At 60.2% G+C, this 15,394-nt stretch carries 12 protein-coding genes; 8 read left to right on the forward strand and 4 right to left on the reverse strand.

Going from position 1 to position 15,394, the window contains the following annotated elements:
* Together NA647_RS15160 and NA647_RS15165 are read right to left on the reverse strand one after the other, a co-directional pair.
* Positions 1 to 621, reverse strand: coding sequence for a glutathione S-transferase (locus tag NA647_RS15160; protein WP_256058453.1), 621 nt, complete (start codon positions 619 to 621; stop codon positions 1 to 3).
* A 79-nt stretch (positions 622 to 700) separates the two neighbouring features.
* Positions 701 to 2,677: a DEAD/DEAH box helicase gene (locus tag NA647_RS15165; protein ID WP_256058454.1), complete on the reverse strand. Its 1,977-nt coding sequence runs from the start codon at positions 2,675 to 2,677 to the stop codon at positions 701 to 703.
* A 169-nt stretch (positions 2,678 to 2,846) separates the two neighbouring features.
* Here NA647_RS15165 and uvsE point away from each other — a divergent pair, with 169 nt between their 5' ends.
* Positions 2,847 to 3,875 (forward strand): UV DNA damage repair endonuclease UvsE, encoded by a 1,029-nt coding sequence (uvsE, locus tag NA647_RS15170; RefSeq protein ID WP_256058455.1) that lies wholly within the window; start codon positions 2,847 to 2,849, stop codon positions 3,873 to 3,875.
* Positions 3,876 to 4,040: 165 nt separating this feature from the next.
* On the opposite strand, the gene NA647_RS15175 is transcribed toward uvsE, so the two are convergent.
* Both NA647_RS15175 and NA647_RS15180 read right to left on the reverse strand, forming a co-directional pair.
* The gene (locus NA647_RS15175) at positions 4,041 to 4,259 is read right to left on the reverse strand and encodes a hypothetical protein (protein ID WP_256058456.1); all 219 of its coding nucleotides are present in this window, start codon (positions 4,257 to 4,259) and stop codon (positions 4,041 to 4,043) included.
* A 222-nt stretch (positions 4,260 to 4,481) separates the two neighbouring features.
* Entirely contained in the window at positions 4,482 to 5,621 is a 1,140-nt protein-coding gene (locus NA647_RS15180) for an aminotransferase class V-fold PLP-dependent enzyme (protein WP_256058457.1), read from the reverse strand.
* Positions 5,622 to 6,148: 527 nt separating this feature from the next.
* Between NA647_RS15180 and NA647_RS15185 the strand changes: the two genes are divergently transcribed.
* The 7 genes from NA647_RS15185 (at position 6,149) to NA647_RS15215 (ending at position 15,355) form a co-directional block, all read left to right on the forward strand.
* Complete coding sequence (locus NA647_RS15185) at positions 6,149 to 7,888, forward strand: glycoside hydrolase family 5 protein (RefSeq protein WP_256058458.1); 1,740 nt, start codon at positions 6,149 to 6,151, stop codon at positions 7,886 to 7,888.
* A 281-nt stretch (positions 7,889 to 8,169) separates the two neighbouring features.
* Positions 8,170 to 9,387, forward strand: a complete 1,218-nt coding sequence (locus NA647_RS15190) for an MFS transporter (protein ID WP_256058459.1) — start codon at positions 8,170 to 8,172, stop codon at positions 9,385 to 9,387.
* Between the two features lie 60 nt (positions 9,388 to 9,447).
* Positions 9,448 to 11,424, forward strand: a complete 1,977-nt coding sequence (locus tag NA647_RS15195; RefSeq protein ID WP_256058460.1) for a TonB-dependent receptor domain-containing protein — start codon at positions 9,448 to 9,450, stop codon at positions 11,422 to 11,424.
* Between the two features lie 55 nt (positions 11,425 to 11,479).
* A complete protein-coding gene (locus tag NA647_RS15200; protein WP_256058461.1) occupies positions 11,480 to 12,517 on the forward strand; it encodes a FecCD family ABC transporter permease in 1,038 nt (345 codons plus the stop codon).
* A gap of 2 nt (positions 12,518 to 12,519) precedes the next feature.
* Positions 12,520 to 13,563, forward strand: a complete 1,044-nt coding sequence (locus NA647_RS15205; protein ID WP_256058462.1) for a FecCD family ABC transporter permease — start codon at positions 12,520 to 12,522, stop codon at positions 13,561 to 13,563.
* Positions 13,563 to 14,414 (forward strand): ABC transporter ATP-binding protein, encoded by an 852-nt coding sequence (locus tag NA647_RS15210; protein ID WP_256058463.1) that lies wholly within the window; start codon positions 13,563 to 13,565, stop codon positions 14,412 to 14,414. The genes NA647_RS15205 and NA647_RS15210 overlap by 1 nt, the downstream gene beginning before the upstream one ends.
* Positions 14,411 to 15,355, forward strand: coding sequence for an iron-siderophore ABC transporter substrate-binding protein (locus tag NA647_RS15215; RefSeq protein WP_256058464.1), 945 nt, complete (start codon positions 14,411 to 14,413; stop codon positions 15,353 to 15,355). The genes NA647_RS15210 and NA647_RS15215 overlap by 4 nt, the downstream gene beginning before the upstream one ends.
* The last annotated feature ends 39 nt before the right edge of the window (positions 15,356 to 15,394 follow it).

Here is a 15,394-nt window from a genome sequence, read left to right on the forward strand (position 1 = left end):
TCAGGTCAATGGCGTAATCACCGCCGTCTGATATGCCGGCCGCTGTTGCAGCCGCTCATACCAGTGCCGCAGGTGCGGCAGGTCCGGCCGCTCGATGGGCATCTCGAACCAGGCGTAGGCGAAGCAACCTAGCGGGATATCGCCCATGCCCAATGATTCACCCGATAGATACGGCTGTTCGGCCAAGGCTCGATCGACAATGGCGAGCAGCTTGCCACATTCAGCCAACGCTGCTTGCACGGCGTCCATATCCCGCTTTTCCGGGGCGGTACGCACGATGTTCCAGAACAGCGGGCGGAAGGGCGTGGCCAGGGCTGAAGTCGTCCAGTCCATCCATTTATCCGCCCCGGCGCGCTGACGCGGATCGGTATTCCATAGCGTGCCCTCGCCATACTGTGCGGCGAGGTAGCGAACGATGGTATTCGATTCCCACAGCACCAGCTCGCCGTCTTCAAGACATGGCACCAGGCGATTCGGATTCTTCGCAAGGTACTCGGCTCCACCCACCACGCCGAAGGCGCCTCCCGCATCGATGCGGGTATAGGGAACACCAAGCTCTTCGAGGCACCAGAGCGCCTTCTTCACATTGGTCGAGTTATTTCGACCCCACAGCGTCAACATGCATTCACCCTCCGTCTTCGGCGTTCATCGCCAAGACCAAACCTAACCGCAACTGATGACGCGAGCGATGTTTGATCGATCAGAGCGCTTTTCTTCGTGACTTCAGCAGACGCGTTGCGCCTTGGGTTTTCTGGGTGAACCATAGGACGCGACTGACGCCACGGGTGATCGCCACGTAAGCCAGGCGCAGGCTCTCGTCGGCCATGGCCTGGTCATAGCTGTTTCGGAAAAAACCTGAATAGGCGTACAACGCGTTGCGCAGCGGGTGCTTTTCCGGCGGTAAGCAGTCATCGACGATGATCGCGACCTCCGCCTGCAAGCCTTTGGCACGGTGAATGGTGTAGGTCTTGACCGGTAGCTTCTTGTCCAGCTCGGCCTGAATGGCGCGCAACGGCTCGTTGCGTCGACTGAGCACCAGCACAGCGTTGCGATCGGCCTCTAGCCGCGTCGCGACGTGCTCGCACTGCGCCTTGACCTCTCGAACCAGCTCGGGCAATCGCGCCTTCACATCGAAGCCTGTTATCAATTTCACACCGTGATCGCCCGGCTGAGTGACCTTGCCGGCCTTGCTGGTTTTGTCCTGCTTGAACTGGACGCCAGCCAGTACCGCCTCACCATCGCGAATGATCGGTTCGATGGAGCGATAGTTGGTTTCCAGCATCAGCACCTGGCTCTTCTTCGACGCGCCCTTGCTGGGGAAGTATTTGTCGAAATCCATGAACAGCTCTGGCGAACTGCCGCGCCAGCCGTAAATCGACTGCCAGTCGTCACCGATAGCCATCAGACTGACCGGCTCGGCCAGGCCAGCCAACGACCGGTGCAACGCCTGAAGCCATTGAACGATCTGCGGCGAGATGTCCTGAAACTCGTCGATCAGCAAATGACTGAAGGGCGCCAATGCTTCGGCGGACGCACCCTTCCCGCCCGCCGCCAGACGCTGCGTAAGCTGCTGAAACGCGCCGTTGAAGGTCATCAGCCCCTGCGCCTGCAGTGCTGCCTGGAAATGCTTCCAGAACAGGACCAGGGCATCGATGAACCTGCATTCACGTTCCGAGCTGGCCATCCGACTGGTCTGCATCTGTTCAATACGGATGCCGATGCTCTCGATGAAACCCGCCTGCGCATAAAACGCCTCGAACAGCGGGACAGCGACGAATTCGCCAGTCAGCTTGAACGCATCCAGCGGCGCTTTTGGCGTTTTGCGCTGATCTGCAACCGGCGACGGCAGATCGAGTAACTGGTGCACCAGTGTCCGGAAGCCTTCCTCTTCGGCATAGCAGCTCTGATAGGCCTGCTTCAGCAACCGCTGCTGTCCCGGCCGCAAACGCGAGGCGGCCAGCGGGTTATCCAGCTCGGTGGGCGACGCGCCCTTTTCGTCAAGCTGCTCGAACCAGATCGGCTTGCCCAGCACGTCCTTGGCCAGCACCGCCATGGCCGAATGGAAGGTTCGTACGCATTGGCGCGCGCTGGCGGGGTCGAACTCGAAGTTCCAGTAGCCGAGCACCCGCACCAACTGCTCGCGCAGCTGCATGCAGGAGGCATTGGTGAAGGAAATCACCGTCAGCCGCTCCGGTGGGATCTCGAGATGACAGAGCATGAACACCACGCGCAGCACCAGCGTGGTGGATTTGCCCGAGCCGGCACCGGCGAAGATCCGCGTTACCGGGCTGTCGCTGAGGATCATCGCCCATTGTTCCTCGGACGGCGCGCAGATCACCCCGGCGTCGACCGCGCGACCAACCCGCAGGCGCATCGCCTGGATCTGCTGATCTTCGACCGGCAGTTTCGCCGGCCCGTAGATGCCTTCGCTGGCGGGCTTGCGGGGTTTCGCTCTGGGTTTGGCGGTTGCATCTGCTTGCTTGACCTTGCGACCGACTGCGGCGGGCGGCTTGCCGGTGTGTTTGGCGACTCGCTTGCCGGCCTGTTTGGGAGCGGAGCCGGGCCAACGGTGCAGGATCAGCTCTTCTTCCGATTGCAAATAGGCCGAGGTTCGAGGAAAGCAGCGCGCCAATGCTCCCGAAACCAGGCGCTTGTAGCGTTTGACGGCAGACAACATGACGATCAACCAGACATGAACAAGTGGCTGATATGGTAAGGGTTTTTCGCAGGCGGCTGGCTTCTCAACGCAAATTGACGCGATGCGTTCGTCGGTTGCTCCGCACCTCTGCGCGCGTACGGGTCACTAAATGAAATCCCCATCCCTATAAGCGGCTGCTCCGGTATCTATGCACAGAATCGGTTTCGCCTGCATGTATCGCCATCCTGGCCACAGTGAATCGCTAAAGGAGCTGGAGGCCATCGAGCGTGCCTTCAACCCACGTTCGACCACGTTGCGCTGGCTCAACAGCGTGACGCAGGACGCGGCTCGCGAAAAACTGAACGGCATCATCGAACACAACCTAGCTGCGCAGCTGCGGCTACTCGAGTACGTCGGGACGCTGCCGGACCAGCTGCACATGCTGCGTCTGAGCAGCGATCTGCTGCCCTTCTACAGTCATCCAGAAGCAGTCGATTTCTATCGCCAGACCGATGTGCGAAATGTGATCGAGAAGGGTTTTGCGCAGATCGGCGACTGCGCTCGGGCGCTGGGCATCCGCCTCTCGTTACACCCAGGGCAATATTGTGTGCTCGGATCGGACAAGCCGCAGGTTGTGGAAAACAGCCTGGCGGAGTTCGAATACCACGCCGACATGATCCGCATGATGGGCTTCGGCCGGCAGTTTCAGGACTTCAAGTGCAACGTGCATATCGCCGGGCGGCTGGGCGTCGATGGGATTCGCGCGGTCTGGCCGCGCCTGTCGCAGGAAGCGCGAAACTGCATCACCTTCGAGAATGAAGAAAAGACCTATGGGGTCGACGACTGTTTGCAACTCGCAGACCTCGCGCCGGTGGTGCTAGACATCCATCACTGCTGGATCAATGAAGAACGCTACATCGACCCGCATGACCCACGCGTCGCCCGAATCATCGACAGCTGGCGCGGTGTGCGCCCAGCCATGCACTACTCACAGCCGCCCGAAAGCCTGATTGAGCGTGGCTTTTCACCGGAACAGAAGTTGGAGATGCCGGCCCTGCTTCAACACATCAGCAAGCGCGACCTCTATGGCCACAGCAAGCGTATGTGGAATCACTGGACCAACCAGTACGCTCGCGAATTCCTCGACCGCTTCGACATGATGTTCGAGGCCAAAGACAAGAATCTTGCCGCTCTGGATTACTACACCGATTATCTGGCGGACAGCGTTGACTCCTGATGCCGTGGCGGCCTGCAAGGCTGACTAATCGGTACTGGATTTTTGAGATTTGGGATTGGCGCAGGAGAAGGAATCACTGTTTGAGTCTATGCCCGGCTGGGCTTGCGCTCAGACTCGTTGACCCTGCGCAAGCCCCGTGTCGGTTTGCGCAGGGTGATCAAGGGATCAGAAGTTTCGAAGCAGAATTTCCTGTTCTTTGCGCTTGGCCAGTACGTCTGCGGCCACGAGGGCCAGTAGTGGCAGCACGCCCACCTTGAGCGCGAGGTCCCAGGATCCAAGGAACCCGATCAGTACAGCTCCAACGACGACGAGTATGGCCATGCAATGTGCACAGAAGCGCCACAATTCGAGTGCAACGACCTGAGCATTCTGGTTGTTGATCATACTGAGCCCCTCTTTGTTGTTTTAATCGCCTTGTACAAGCTTCAGCGTAGCTACCCTGCGCGCATGCGCAACCATATTTTTGTGTCATTAATGTGTCTAGCACGCCGGTTACAGCGATTTTTTTTGAGAGTTCCGTTAACGCCAACGGATCGAACAACAGTGCCGTCACCGTCATGTCACATCCAGCCATGGCGACACGCGGCGACGTTTGATGTCAGCGGATCAACGATCCACTCCGAGAATCTTGTTCAGCGCGCGCCGGAGAATTTCGACGGTACGGTCCAGGTTTCTCAGCTTTTCCAATCCGAACAGGCCAATGCGGAAGGTCTGAAAGTCGGTTGGCTCGTCGCATTGCAGGGGGACGCCCGCGGCAATCTGCAGACCTTGCGCAGCGAACTTGCTGCCGCTCCTGATTTCGCTGTCGGTGGTGTAGCAAACCACCACGCCCGGCGCCTCGAAGCCCTCCGCCGCAACGCTTCTGAATCCTTTTTCAGCCAGCAACACCCTCACCCGCCGGCCCAGCTCCAACTGGTCGGCACGAAGGGCGTCGAAGCCGTAATCCCGTGTTTCCAGCATGACGTCCCGAAAACGCATCAGAGCGTCACTGGGGAGGGTCGCGTGATAGGCATGCCCGCCCTGCTCGTAAGCCTGCATGATCTGCAGCCATTTCTTGAGATCGCAGGCGAAGCTGCTGCTCTGAGTCGCTTCGACACGAGACTGCGCAGCCTGGCTGAGCATCACCAGCGCACAGCAAGGCGAAGCGCTCCAACCTTTCTGCGGTGCACTGATCAGCACATCCACTCCGCTTGCCTGCATGTCAACCCATAGCGCGCCGGAGGCGATGCAATCAAGAACGAACAACCCACCAACCGCATGCACAGCATCTGCCACCGCACGTAGATAGTTGTCCGGCAGGATCATCCCTGACGAGGTTTCCACATGAGGGGCAAATACAAGATCCGGCTTCTGCGCCGCAATGGTCGCAATTACCTCATCTATCGGTGGCGGGATGAATGCAGCCTGGGATGCCTGGCTCTGTGGTCGCGCTTTGAGCACGGTGGACGATGCGGGCATCCCACCCATGTCGAAAATCTGCGTCCAGCGGTAACTGAACCAGCCATTTCGAATCACCAGACATTTGCGGCCATGCGCCAGCTGGCGCACCACCGCCTCCATGCCAAACGTACCGCTGCCCGGCACGACGGCAACCGCGTGGGCGTTGTAGACGGATTTGAGCGTGGTGGAGATATCGTTCATGACGGCCTGGAACGACCGGGACATATGGTTCAGCGAACGGTCGGTGTACACGACCGAGTATTCAATCAATCCATCAGGATCGACACTAGGAAAAAGGTCTGACATGGGTTCACTCCGCAGCTAGAGAGCTGGCATCGACCCTGCCCGAAGCCGGAACGCAATACAAGCGTTACAAAGCCCGGCTCTATCCGACATAACCCCTTCGTAGCTTCGATGAGGAATCGATAGCGAAACAAGACATGGCGCTGCCAGCTCGAATAGTTCCAACCACTTGTCGGAAACCGAAACGAATAGTCACGGCGTGTTGTTCAAAAAAATGGCGCCTCGAACTTCAAGAGGCGCGACCTATGCAGCATTGGCCTATGGAACTGCCTAATCAAGGACGACAAACATTACCATCCGCTTAAAAAGACAATTTGTTGGCGCCGTTATTCAGTCCTTTACTGTTTTAATCATTAGAAAAACAAATTATAAAAGCGCCAGCGAAACGAAGAGCCACTTGGGTTCCGTCTCGCCTCTGGTTCGGTCTTTTGTGGAAATTCGCCCCTTGGGCAGCCCCTCTTATTGATCAACCTCCCTGTCACTACGTCCCGTGTATCGCGTTTGGACGTTCATAGTCACGGTGAGCCGAAATGTCCGTCACAATTTTTCCGAGCGCCCGTAAAGGCCTCATGTCTGCAATCGCCCTGGCCGCATTGCTGAGCTTTTTCCCTAATAGCAATGTCAGCGCGGCATCCGTTGGCAGCACCAGCACCTCGGGGTTCTCCTACTCGGCGCTGATTAACAAGTTCACCAACAACTATTGGCAGAACGGTTCCTGGCGCGCATCGGCTGGCGTTTCGGTCGCTGCCACAGAGCAGAACCTCGCCGCTTTTCGTGTTGGCACCTCGGTGCGAACGGCTGATGGTCAGATACGCACCGTCACCTCGGTCAAGCCCGCCAGCGGCGCGCTGACTGTCTTCCTGACGGGACCGGTACTAGACGGCAGCGTGATCGGTTATCCCAACCGACTCAGCGTCAGCAAGGTGGCAAGTTCGACGCCGGTTGTCACCGCACCGGAAAGCCCGCCGGCCGCTGCGCCAAGCCATGCCGCGCTGATCAACAAGTTCACCAACAGCTATTGGCTGAACGGCTCCTGGCGAGCATCGGCCGGTGTTTCGGTCGCTGCTACCGCGAAGAACAGCGCAGCCTTCGTCATCGGCGCATCGGTCCGCACGGCGGACGGCCAGGTACGCACCGTCACGTCAGTCAAACCGGCGAGCGGCGCATTGACCGTATTCATGGACGGTCCCGTGCTCGACGGCAACATCATTGGCTATCCGAACAAGCTCAGCCTGGTAGCTGCTCCGGCATCCCACCCAGCGTTGTCTCCCGATCCGATCGCAGATGCAGCGCTCACAGCGAACGAACCCGTGCAACTGGTGGGCGTTGCGCTTTCCGGTGCCGCTTTCGGACCTTCGGTTCTGCCCGGCAAGCACGGCACCAACTACATCTATCCGGCCGAGTCGTACTACAAGAAATACGCAGAGCAAGGGTTGAAGCTGGTTCGCCTGCCGTTCCTCTGGGAGCGTATACAGCCGCAACTGGATACCGAGTTGGACGCCGCGCAATTGGCTTTGCTCACCCAATCGCTCGATTTCGCGCAGAAGCACGGCGTCAAGGTCGTGCTCGACATGCACAACTATTACCGCTACTACAAGCAGCCGATCGGCTCCGAAAACGTACCGATCAAGTCGTTCGCCAATGCTTGGAAGCGAATCGCACTGAAAGTCGGAAACCATCCCGCGTTGAGCGGTTATGGCCTGATGAACGAGCCGAACACCAAAGGGCTCTGGCCTGAAGCAGCGCTGGCCGCCTCCAAGGCGATCCGCACGGTGGACAAGACCAACTGGATCTATGTCGCCGGTGATCGATTCTCCAGCGCATGGCACTGGCCGCAGTCCAACACCCAGCTCATTGCCGACCCGTGGATGCGCGACCCGCAGAACAACCTGATCTTCGAAGCGCACATGTACCTCGACCGCGACACCTCGGGCATGTACGCCGACAAGACCGAAACCTTCGCACCGGATCTGGGCATTAACCGCGCCAAGCCATTCGTGGACTGGCTGCGAACGAACAATCTTCGCGGCTTCATCGGTGAGATGGGCGTACCGGGCTATGCGCCCGATGCGATCGTCGCGATGGACAATCTGCTGGGCTACCTGCGAGAAAACTGCGTACCGCTCACCTACTGGGCCGCCGGTCCCTGGTGGGGCAAGTACATCCTGGCGCTGGACGTATCGGGAGGTGCAGAGCAACCTCAGCTGCCAGTTCTAAGAAAGCACGCCGCAACACCGAACACCTGCGCGGCCATTGGCGAACCGATGTAACTTCCGTTTCGCAGCGCTCCACCGAAGGCCTGGCACATCCTGTGTCAGGCCTTTTGTTTTTGAGTAGCCCACGCTTCGCTGGCGGAGAAAGAGGCGGGAAAGCCTCACAGATCCGGTCGTCCCGGCGAGGTCTACGACGGGGCTGTTCTCTGCCGCACCGTGATTCATCCAAGCGATACATATCTACAATCAAAAATTTAAATGCGAACGATTTGTGTTTGATATAGCGTTCGCCATCCCTTAGGATGCTGCCCGCCTGCCAATAGAGCGTGCCGCACCTTATGAATATTGCCGACCAGTCGAGGATCGCCGTCCACCTTGCGATGCTGATCAACATGTTGTCGCTGGGCAGCCTGATGATGGTCATGCCGCTGGGTCCGGATCTGGTGCGCCACTTGGGAATGGAGGCCAGCCACATCGGCTATATCAGTGGCGGCGCCACCCTTGCCGCCGCCCTGAGTGCCTTTATCGCAGCGCCGTGGCTGGATCGCTTCGACCGAAAACGCGCGCTGATCGTCTTGCTGGTGCTGCGTTTTGCCTTGCTGCTCAGCTGCGCGCTGGCGACCTACCCGACTCAACTGATTGCGCTGTTCATTCTCTCCGGTCTGGTCGCCGGACCCATGGGCGCGATTTTGATGGCCACGATGCTGGACCTGATTCCGCCCGCCGAACGCGGCCGAAAGCTTGCCTACATCGGCATGGGGTTTTCCCTGGCTGCGATTCTGGTCATCCCGCTCGCGCTGGAATGCTCGATGCGCTGGAGCTGGACGACCCCCTTCGTGCTGCTCGGCGGCACCGGATTGATTCTGGCGCTGCTTTGTCAGCTGTTCTTTCCGTCACCGTCTGCGGCTCATTGGCCCTCGGGCTCGGTCAGACCGCTGCTCGCTTCGCGCCTGTGCATGGCGGCGCTGGCTATCACCATGTTGCAGATGTTCGGACATTTCCTCTTGGTTCCGCACTTCGCTACCTACTTTCAATTCAACGTGGACTTTCCTCGCGAAAACCTGGGCTTGCTCTATCTGCTCGGCGGGTTGGCGAGTATCGCGGCGATGCGTATTGGCGGTGCCTGGATCGACCGCGGCAGTGCCGTGACGGTCGTGCTGGTCAGTAGCGGCAGCCTCGCGCTGGTGACCTTGCTTGGTTTCGCATGGCCGGTGGGCGTTTCTCTGTACGTCATTTTCACCCTGTTCATGGCGCTGAGCGCCGTACGTAGCAACAGCACCATGACCATCGCGGCTGGCATACCACCGGCCCATCAGCGCGCCGCGTTCATGGCGTTTCAGGGAACGGTTTCAAATGTCGCGGCCGGCTTCGGCAGCCTGATTTCGGCGCGCTATCTGACCGACGGGCCACAGCATCAACTACTCGGCTTCGAAGAGCTGGCGGCGCTCTACGCAGTGCTGGGCATCGTGGCCGGTTTGGGCGTGCTGTACCTGATCCACGGCATCAAACAGCGCGATGCGAACCCGACAGCGACAGCAGAACAACAGGCGGGATGAACCGCCGAGGGATACGTGATGAGTCCATTTCGAAAACATCGAGCAGCAACGGAGCATGCTATGACTATCGTAAGCAACCGGGGCATTGGCCGCCCTCGTCACCTGTCCCTGACCGTCCTGGCCAGCCTTCTGCCGTTCGCCGCCCTGGCGAACGAGCCCATGGCACTGGAGCAGCAAGTCATCACCGCGACCCAGACGGCGCATAGCGAACTCAGCGCCCCGGCCAGCGTGTCGGTCGTGACCCGCGAAGAGCTGGAAAAGAGGCCGGTCTACAACCTGGCCGACGCGGTGAAATACCTGCCGGGCGTGCATCTCAACCCGTCGTCCACTTATGGCCGCCAGGAAATCAAGCTGCGCGGGCTGGATTCGGATTACACGCTGCTGCTGGTCAACGGCCGCCGTATCAATTCGCGCGATGTTCTGACGTCCGAATACGCCAATGATTTCGATTTGTCGTCGATCCCGATAGCGGCGATCGAGCGTATCGAGGTCATTCGCGGACCGATGTCGTCGCTGTATGGCGCTGATGCCATAGGCGGCGTGGTCAACGTTATCCTCCGCCAGCCGAGCAACCAGACTAGGACTGGGGTGGCCTACTCCTACGAGACGCCTACCGAGGGCGACGCAGGCGATAGCCACAAAGCCAGCGGCTATGTCAGCGGCGCGCTGATCGAGCACAAGCTGTTGGGCAACCTAATCGTCGAAGGTACCGACCAGGCTGCCTGGCGCTCCGACCAAACCGTCGCACCCGATGCGGACGCAGCCGAACACAGCCAGGCCGGCAGCGTCTATGGCTCGCTGAGCTGGCTGCTCGACGAGCGTCAGACGATCGACCTCGACGTGACGCATCGCCAGGACGACCGCGTGGCGAACTGGTTTCCCAGCCTGAGATATGGTGTGGTCCAGAATGTCCAGGAAATGGAGCGAACCAGCCTTGGCCTAGCCCATAACGGTAAGTGGGATGGGTTCGACACCCGTGTCCGCTATTACTACGAAGACGTTGAATTGGCCGATGCGTCGGCACTGATGACGCAATTCAACGCCGGAAGAGTTGGAGAAGCGGAGCAAAAGAACCACACGATTGACGGACAGATCAGTGGGTTCGTTGCGGGCAATCTCATTACGCTGGGTGCCGAACGCCGGCGTACCGAGTTCAGCCATAACCAGAACCTCGGCGCAGAAACAAATGTGGATCAGTCCGCCCTGTATCTTCAGGACGAATTCTCGTTGGGTGATCTGGACGTAACGCTAGGGGCGCGCTGGGATAACCATGAAGTATTCGGCAGCGAGATCAGTCCTCGTGCCTACGGCGTTTACAACCTTACCGATAACTGGGTAATCAAGGGAGGCGTTGGCAAGTCGTTTAAAGCACCGGCTATTTATCAATCGGATGAAAGCTACAGCATTGCAGCGTGTCAGGGCGGTTGCCGCGTCATGGGCAATGCCGACCTCAAACCAGAAACAGCCATCAGTTACGAGCTGGGCACGCTCTACCAGAACGGCGGGCTTGAAGCCGGAATCACGCTATTCCAGACAGAAATTGACGACATGATTGTCAGCGACCGGTGGCGTGCGGGTTACCGGCCAACCGTAATGACGTATAGCAACATCAGCAAAGCGCGTGTGCAGGGCTACGAGTTGCAAGGCCGCTACGCCTTCAACGACGCACTTGGACTGCGTGGTAACTACACCTATTCCGATGCTGAAGATCGCGATGCAGCTACACCGCTAATCAATACCCCGCAACACGTCGCCAATATCGGTCTGGACTGGCAAGCGCGGTCAAATCTTGCGTTAAACCTGGACTACCAATATACCGGCAGCCAATGGCTCCCCACGCCTGCTACTGGCGGAAGTCAAGAAAGCGGTGCTTTCCATGTCGTCAATGTCGGAGCCAAGTACCAGGCCACTTCCCAATTTACAGTCAACGGCGGACTCAACAACCTGGCCAACGAAAAGCGCGACGACGTTGCCCAATCGGTGGACAACATCCTCATGGGACGCACGCTATTCGTCGGTTTCAGCTACGACATCTAACCATTCGCTCCCGGCGGCACCGTCGCCGGCCTACCTGGAGAACTACAGCGCGACAATGACCAGAACGGATGAGGCATTTCCCAACTACCAGCAAGCGGTGCTCCTCGGGGGCGGCGGTATCCTGCTGGGCTTGTTGATTCTATCGATGAGCACGGGTGCGGGCGTCTACGGCGCGATCGATGTGCTGCATTACCTGCTGGGTGATCCGCTCGCCGTGGCGGACGATAAGCTCGCCATGGTGGTCGAAACCCTGCGCCTGCCGCGGACCCTGGCGGCTCTGGTAGTCGGTGGCAGTCTCGCGATTGCCGCCTCACTGTTGCAAAGCGCGACACGCAATCCGCTGGCCGAACCCGGCCTGCTCGGTGTCAATGCCGGTGCGGTGCTGGGGCTGGTCATCGGCCTCATTTTCTATGGCGTCGAATCGACCGGTGGTTATCTGCTGTGGTCCGGCGCCGGCGCTCTGCTGGGCAATCTCGTAGTGCTGGGTATCGGCCTGATGCTGGGCCAGGCCAGCCCGCTGAAACTGATCCTCGCCGGCGTCGCGCTGAATGCCGTTTTCGGTGGTCTTGCGAATTTCATGCTGCTCCGCACCCGCGTGGCGCTGGAACAGTTTCGTTTCTGGAATCTTGGCTCGCTGTCGGCATCCAGCCTGGACGCCGTGGCTACTGTGGCCCCGGTCGCCTTGATCGGCCTGATCCTGGCTGCCCTGCTCTGCCGGCAACTGACGTTGATGCAGATGGGCGACAGCCAGGCGCGGGCGCTGGGCATCCACACCACCTGGGTGCGCCTGGGCGTACTGGTTGCCTCGACCCTGCTGACGGCCTGCGCGATCTCCCTTGCTGGCCCGGTCGGCTTCGTCGGCTTCCTCGCGGCCTACTGCGCACGATTGATCGAACCGGTCGCGCTGCTGCGTCAACTGCTGTTCTCGACGTTGTTCGGCATGTTGTTCCTGCTGGCCGCCGACGTGCTCGCGCGTTGGCTGCTGCAACCTTTCGAGCTGCCAGTCGGCACTTTGTTGGCCGCACTGGGCGCACCGGCGCTGATTGCCATCGTGCTGCGCGGCGGCTTCCGTTCATTACTGGCGGTGAGGTAAGCATGGCGTCGATCACTCCCAGCGGCGTTTGGGCGCTGCGTCTGGGCGGCATGAGCCTGTTGCTGCATCGTCGCAATTGGCTGATGTGCGGCTTGCTTACGCTGGTGCTGGCAACGCTGGCGGTCATTGCGATCAGCCTCGGTTCGGGCCAGATGGGCACACGCGACGTACTTGCGACCCTGCTCGGGCACGGCAGCAAGCTGAACGAAATCATGGTATTCAAGATCCGCCTACCTCGCGTCGCCGCAGCCATCGTCGCGGGATTCGCCATGGGCATGGCCGGTTGCCTGATCCAGACGCTGGTGCGCAATCGCCTGGCCACGCCGGACATGATTGGCGTGAACGAAGGCGCCTCTCTGGCAGTGGTGGTTTTTTCCCTCTATCTCACGTTCGGCAGTTGGCCCTGGTGGGCCTCGCCGCTGGGCGCCATGCTGGCTGCGGCTGCGCTGTTTACCTTGTGCCGTCGGCCCGGCGAGCAGGGTTATCTGTTCATCGTCATCGGCATTGCGTTGTCCGAACTGTTCGGTGCGGTGGGCGACTTCGCCATGTCCACCCAACCGCTGGTGCACCTGGGCAGCATTTACCTGTGGACCATGGGCCACTTCGCCGGCGTCAGCTACCAGACCGTCAACCCGATCGCGCTGATATTGCTGCTGTTGTGCCCATTGATGGCGCTGCTCAACCGGCCTTTGGCGCTGCTGCGGTTCGGCGATGCCACGGCGCAGAACCTCGGCATTCGCGTACCGCTGGTACAGCTCGGCGTACTCGGCCTGGCAATTCTGGTGGCTTCACTGGGCACGGCGATCGGCGGGCCGGTCGTCTTCATCGCCATGGCCGCACCGATCCTCGCGTCGTGGCTCGCGCGCGATAACCTTGCCCCGCTCTGGCTGTCGGCCATCTGCGGCGCCGTGCTGCTGTTGGGCAGCGACACCCTGGTGCGAGTATTGGCACAGCCGGAAGAGATTCCCACCGGGATCATGACGCGCCTGCTTGGCGGCATCTTGCTGCTTGGCCTGCTATTGAAGGACAGACGAGGGGCCGACTGATGACGGTACTGAGCGTACAAAACCTACATTTCGCCTATCAGGACAAGGTCGTTCTGGACGATCTGTCCTTCTCCCTTCCCAAAGGTCGGCTGATCGGCATCGTCGGGCCCAACGGCAGCGGCAAATCCACGTTGCTCAAACTGCTGGCACGCCAGCTGCCATTGCGACGCGGCGAGATCGAAATCCAGGGTCAGCCACTGCCCCGCTATTCGATGAAAAGCCTGGCCCGCCAGCTGGCATTTCTGCCGCAGCGACCGGTGATGGCCGAGGGTATTCGTGTCGAGCAGTTGGTGCAGTACGGCCGTCACCCGCACCAGGGCTGGTTCAACCAGTGGAGCGAGGAAGACGCGCGCCAGGTGGCGCGTGCCCGCGCGGCAATGCAGCTCGACGCCATCTGGCAACGGCAGGCATCGTCGCTCTCCGGCGGGCAGGCGCAACGTGCCTGGTTGGGCATGATCCTGGCGCAGAACACCGACTTGATTCTTCTCGACGAACCCACCAGTGCGCTGGATATCGGTCACCAGGCCGAAGTGATGGAAGCGGTGCATCGGATCGCCACCGAAGGCCGCACCGTGCTGATCGTCATCCACGATCTAGGCATCGCCGCGCGCTACTGCGATGAGCTGATCGCGCTCGCCGATGGCCGCATCCAGGCCATGGGCCCGGCTCGCCAGGTGATGACGAAGGAACTGGTGGACCGCCTCTACCAGACCGAAGTGGACATCCTTCCCGCGCCCGGCGACGGCGCCCCGGTGATCGTGCCGCGTCGCCGTCGGCTTTCCGCTACTCCCCCATCCGCTATTCGCACCCCTGCGGTGCATGAACTCGCTCAACAGGACACGACCCCATGATCAAACCAAACCCCTGGTGCCTCACCGTCGCGCTGTTTGCCGCCGTGCTGGTCCTCAACGCTCATGCCGAAGACCGCCAAATCGAAGATGCCCTTGGCAACAGCGTGACCGCTCCAGCCACGCCCGAGCGCGTCGTCACTCTCAGCGAAATAGATCTGGATACCGCGCTAACCCTCGGCGTGACACCCGTAGGCACCGTCAACGGCCGTGGCCAGGCCGCGCCGCCGCGCTATCTGGAAGGCAAACTGCCGGCCGGCATCAAAGTGGTTGGCGATCTCGATAACCCCAACCTGGAAACGCTGCTGGAGCTGGAACCGGATCTGATCCTTACCGGCCCGGTAAAGCCGGAGCAGCTGGCCATCCTCAACGAGATTGCACCGACCGCGGTCACCTTCAACTGGGGGCAGCCATGGCAGCAAAGCATGCAGCGCACGGCTCATATATTGAACAAGGATGCCGAAGCCCAGGCGTTTCTGCGGCGTTACGAAGCCCGCTCCGCGGAGGCTCGTGAGCGGCTGAGCGATCATCAAGGCGAAACCTTCAGCATCGTGCGCTGGAACCCGAAGGGTCCGTCGTACATGTTCAAGGATTCGTTCGCCAGCACCGTCGCCAGTGATGTCGGCCTCGTACGGCCGGCGCACCAACAGGACCCCGGTCATACGCACTCCATGGCGCTCAGCCTGGAATCGCTGGAATTGCTCGACGCCGACTGGCTGGTGATCGGCACCTTGGCTACCAACGGCGAAGCCGTCGACGCCATGCGTCAGGCCGAAGAGACCGCTGCGTTCCGCCAACTCTCGTCAATTCAGAGCAAGCGCTTCGGCGCGGTCGACGGCTCGCTATGGACGTCGGTCGGCGGCCCGATGGCAGCTATGCAGGTGATCGAGGATATCGAAGGGATCGTTGGCAAGTCCGACGCCGAGCCGGTCGCGAAAGATTGATCGACTCAGCACCCCGGAGCGCACCGGGGTGCTGAACAC

The organism is Stutzerimonas stutzeri (assembly GCF_024448985.1).
Classification (GTDB): domain Bacteria; phylum Pseudomonadota; class Gammaproteobacteria; order Pseudomonadales; family Pseudomonadaceae; genus Stutzerimonas; species Stutzerimonas stutzeri_AP.

Excerpts from the sequence above, each read along its gene's own strand:
- NA647_RS15205 (WP_256058462.1), top strand. The coding sequence starts at position 12,520 with ATGGCGTCGATCACTCCCAGCGGCGTTTGGGCGCTGCGTCTGGGCGGC.
- NA647_RS15200 (WP_256058461.1), top strand. The coding sequence starts at position 11,480 with ATGACCAGAACGGATGAGGCATTTCCCAACTACCAGCAAGCGGTGCTC.
- NA647_RS15185 (WP_256058458.1), top strand. The coding sequence starts at position 6,149 with ATGTCCGTCACAATTTTTCCGAGCGCCCGTAAAGGCCTCATGTCTGCA.
- NA647_RS15160 (WP_256058453.1), bottom strand. The coding sequence starts at position 621 with ATGTTGACGCTGTGGGGTCGAAATAACTCGACCAATGTGAAGAAGGCG.
- NA647_RS15215 (WP_256058464.1), top strand. The coding sequence starts at position 14,411 with ATGATCAAACCAAACCCCTGGTGCCTCACCGTCGCGCTGTTTGCCGCC.
- NA647_RS15195 (WP_256058460.1), top strand. The coding sequence starts at position 9,448 with ATGACTATCGTAAGCAACCGGGGCATTGGCCGCCCTCGTCACCTGTCC.
- NA647_RS15190 (WP_256058459.1), top strand. The coding sequence starts at position 8,170 with ATGAATATTGCCGACCAGTCGAGGATCGCCGTCCACCTTGCGATGCTG.
- NA647_RS15180 (WP_256058457.1), bottom strand. The coding sequence starts at position 5,621 with ATGTCAGACCTTTTTCCTAGTGTCGATCCTGATGGATTGATTGAATAC.
- uvsE (WP_256058455.1), top strand. The coding sequence starts at position 2,847 with ATGCACAGAATCGGTTTCGCCTGCATGTATCGCCATCCTGGCCACAGT.
- NA647_RS15175 (WP_256058456.1), bottom strand. The coding sequence starts at position 4,259 with ATGATCAACAACCAGAATGCTCAGGTCGTTGCACTCGAATTGTGGCGC.
- NA647_RS15210 (WP_256058463.1), top strand. The coding sequence starts at position 13,563 with ATGACGGTACTGAGCGTACAAAACCTACATTTCGCCTATCAGGACAAG.
- NA647_RS15165 (WP_256058454.1), bottom strand. The coding sequence starts at position 2,677 with ATGTTGTCTGCCGTCAAACGCTACAAGCGCCTGGTTTCGGGAGCATTG.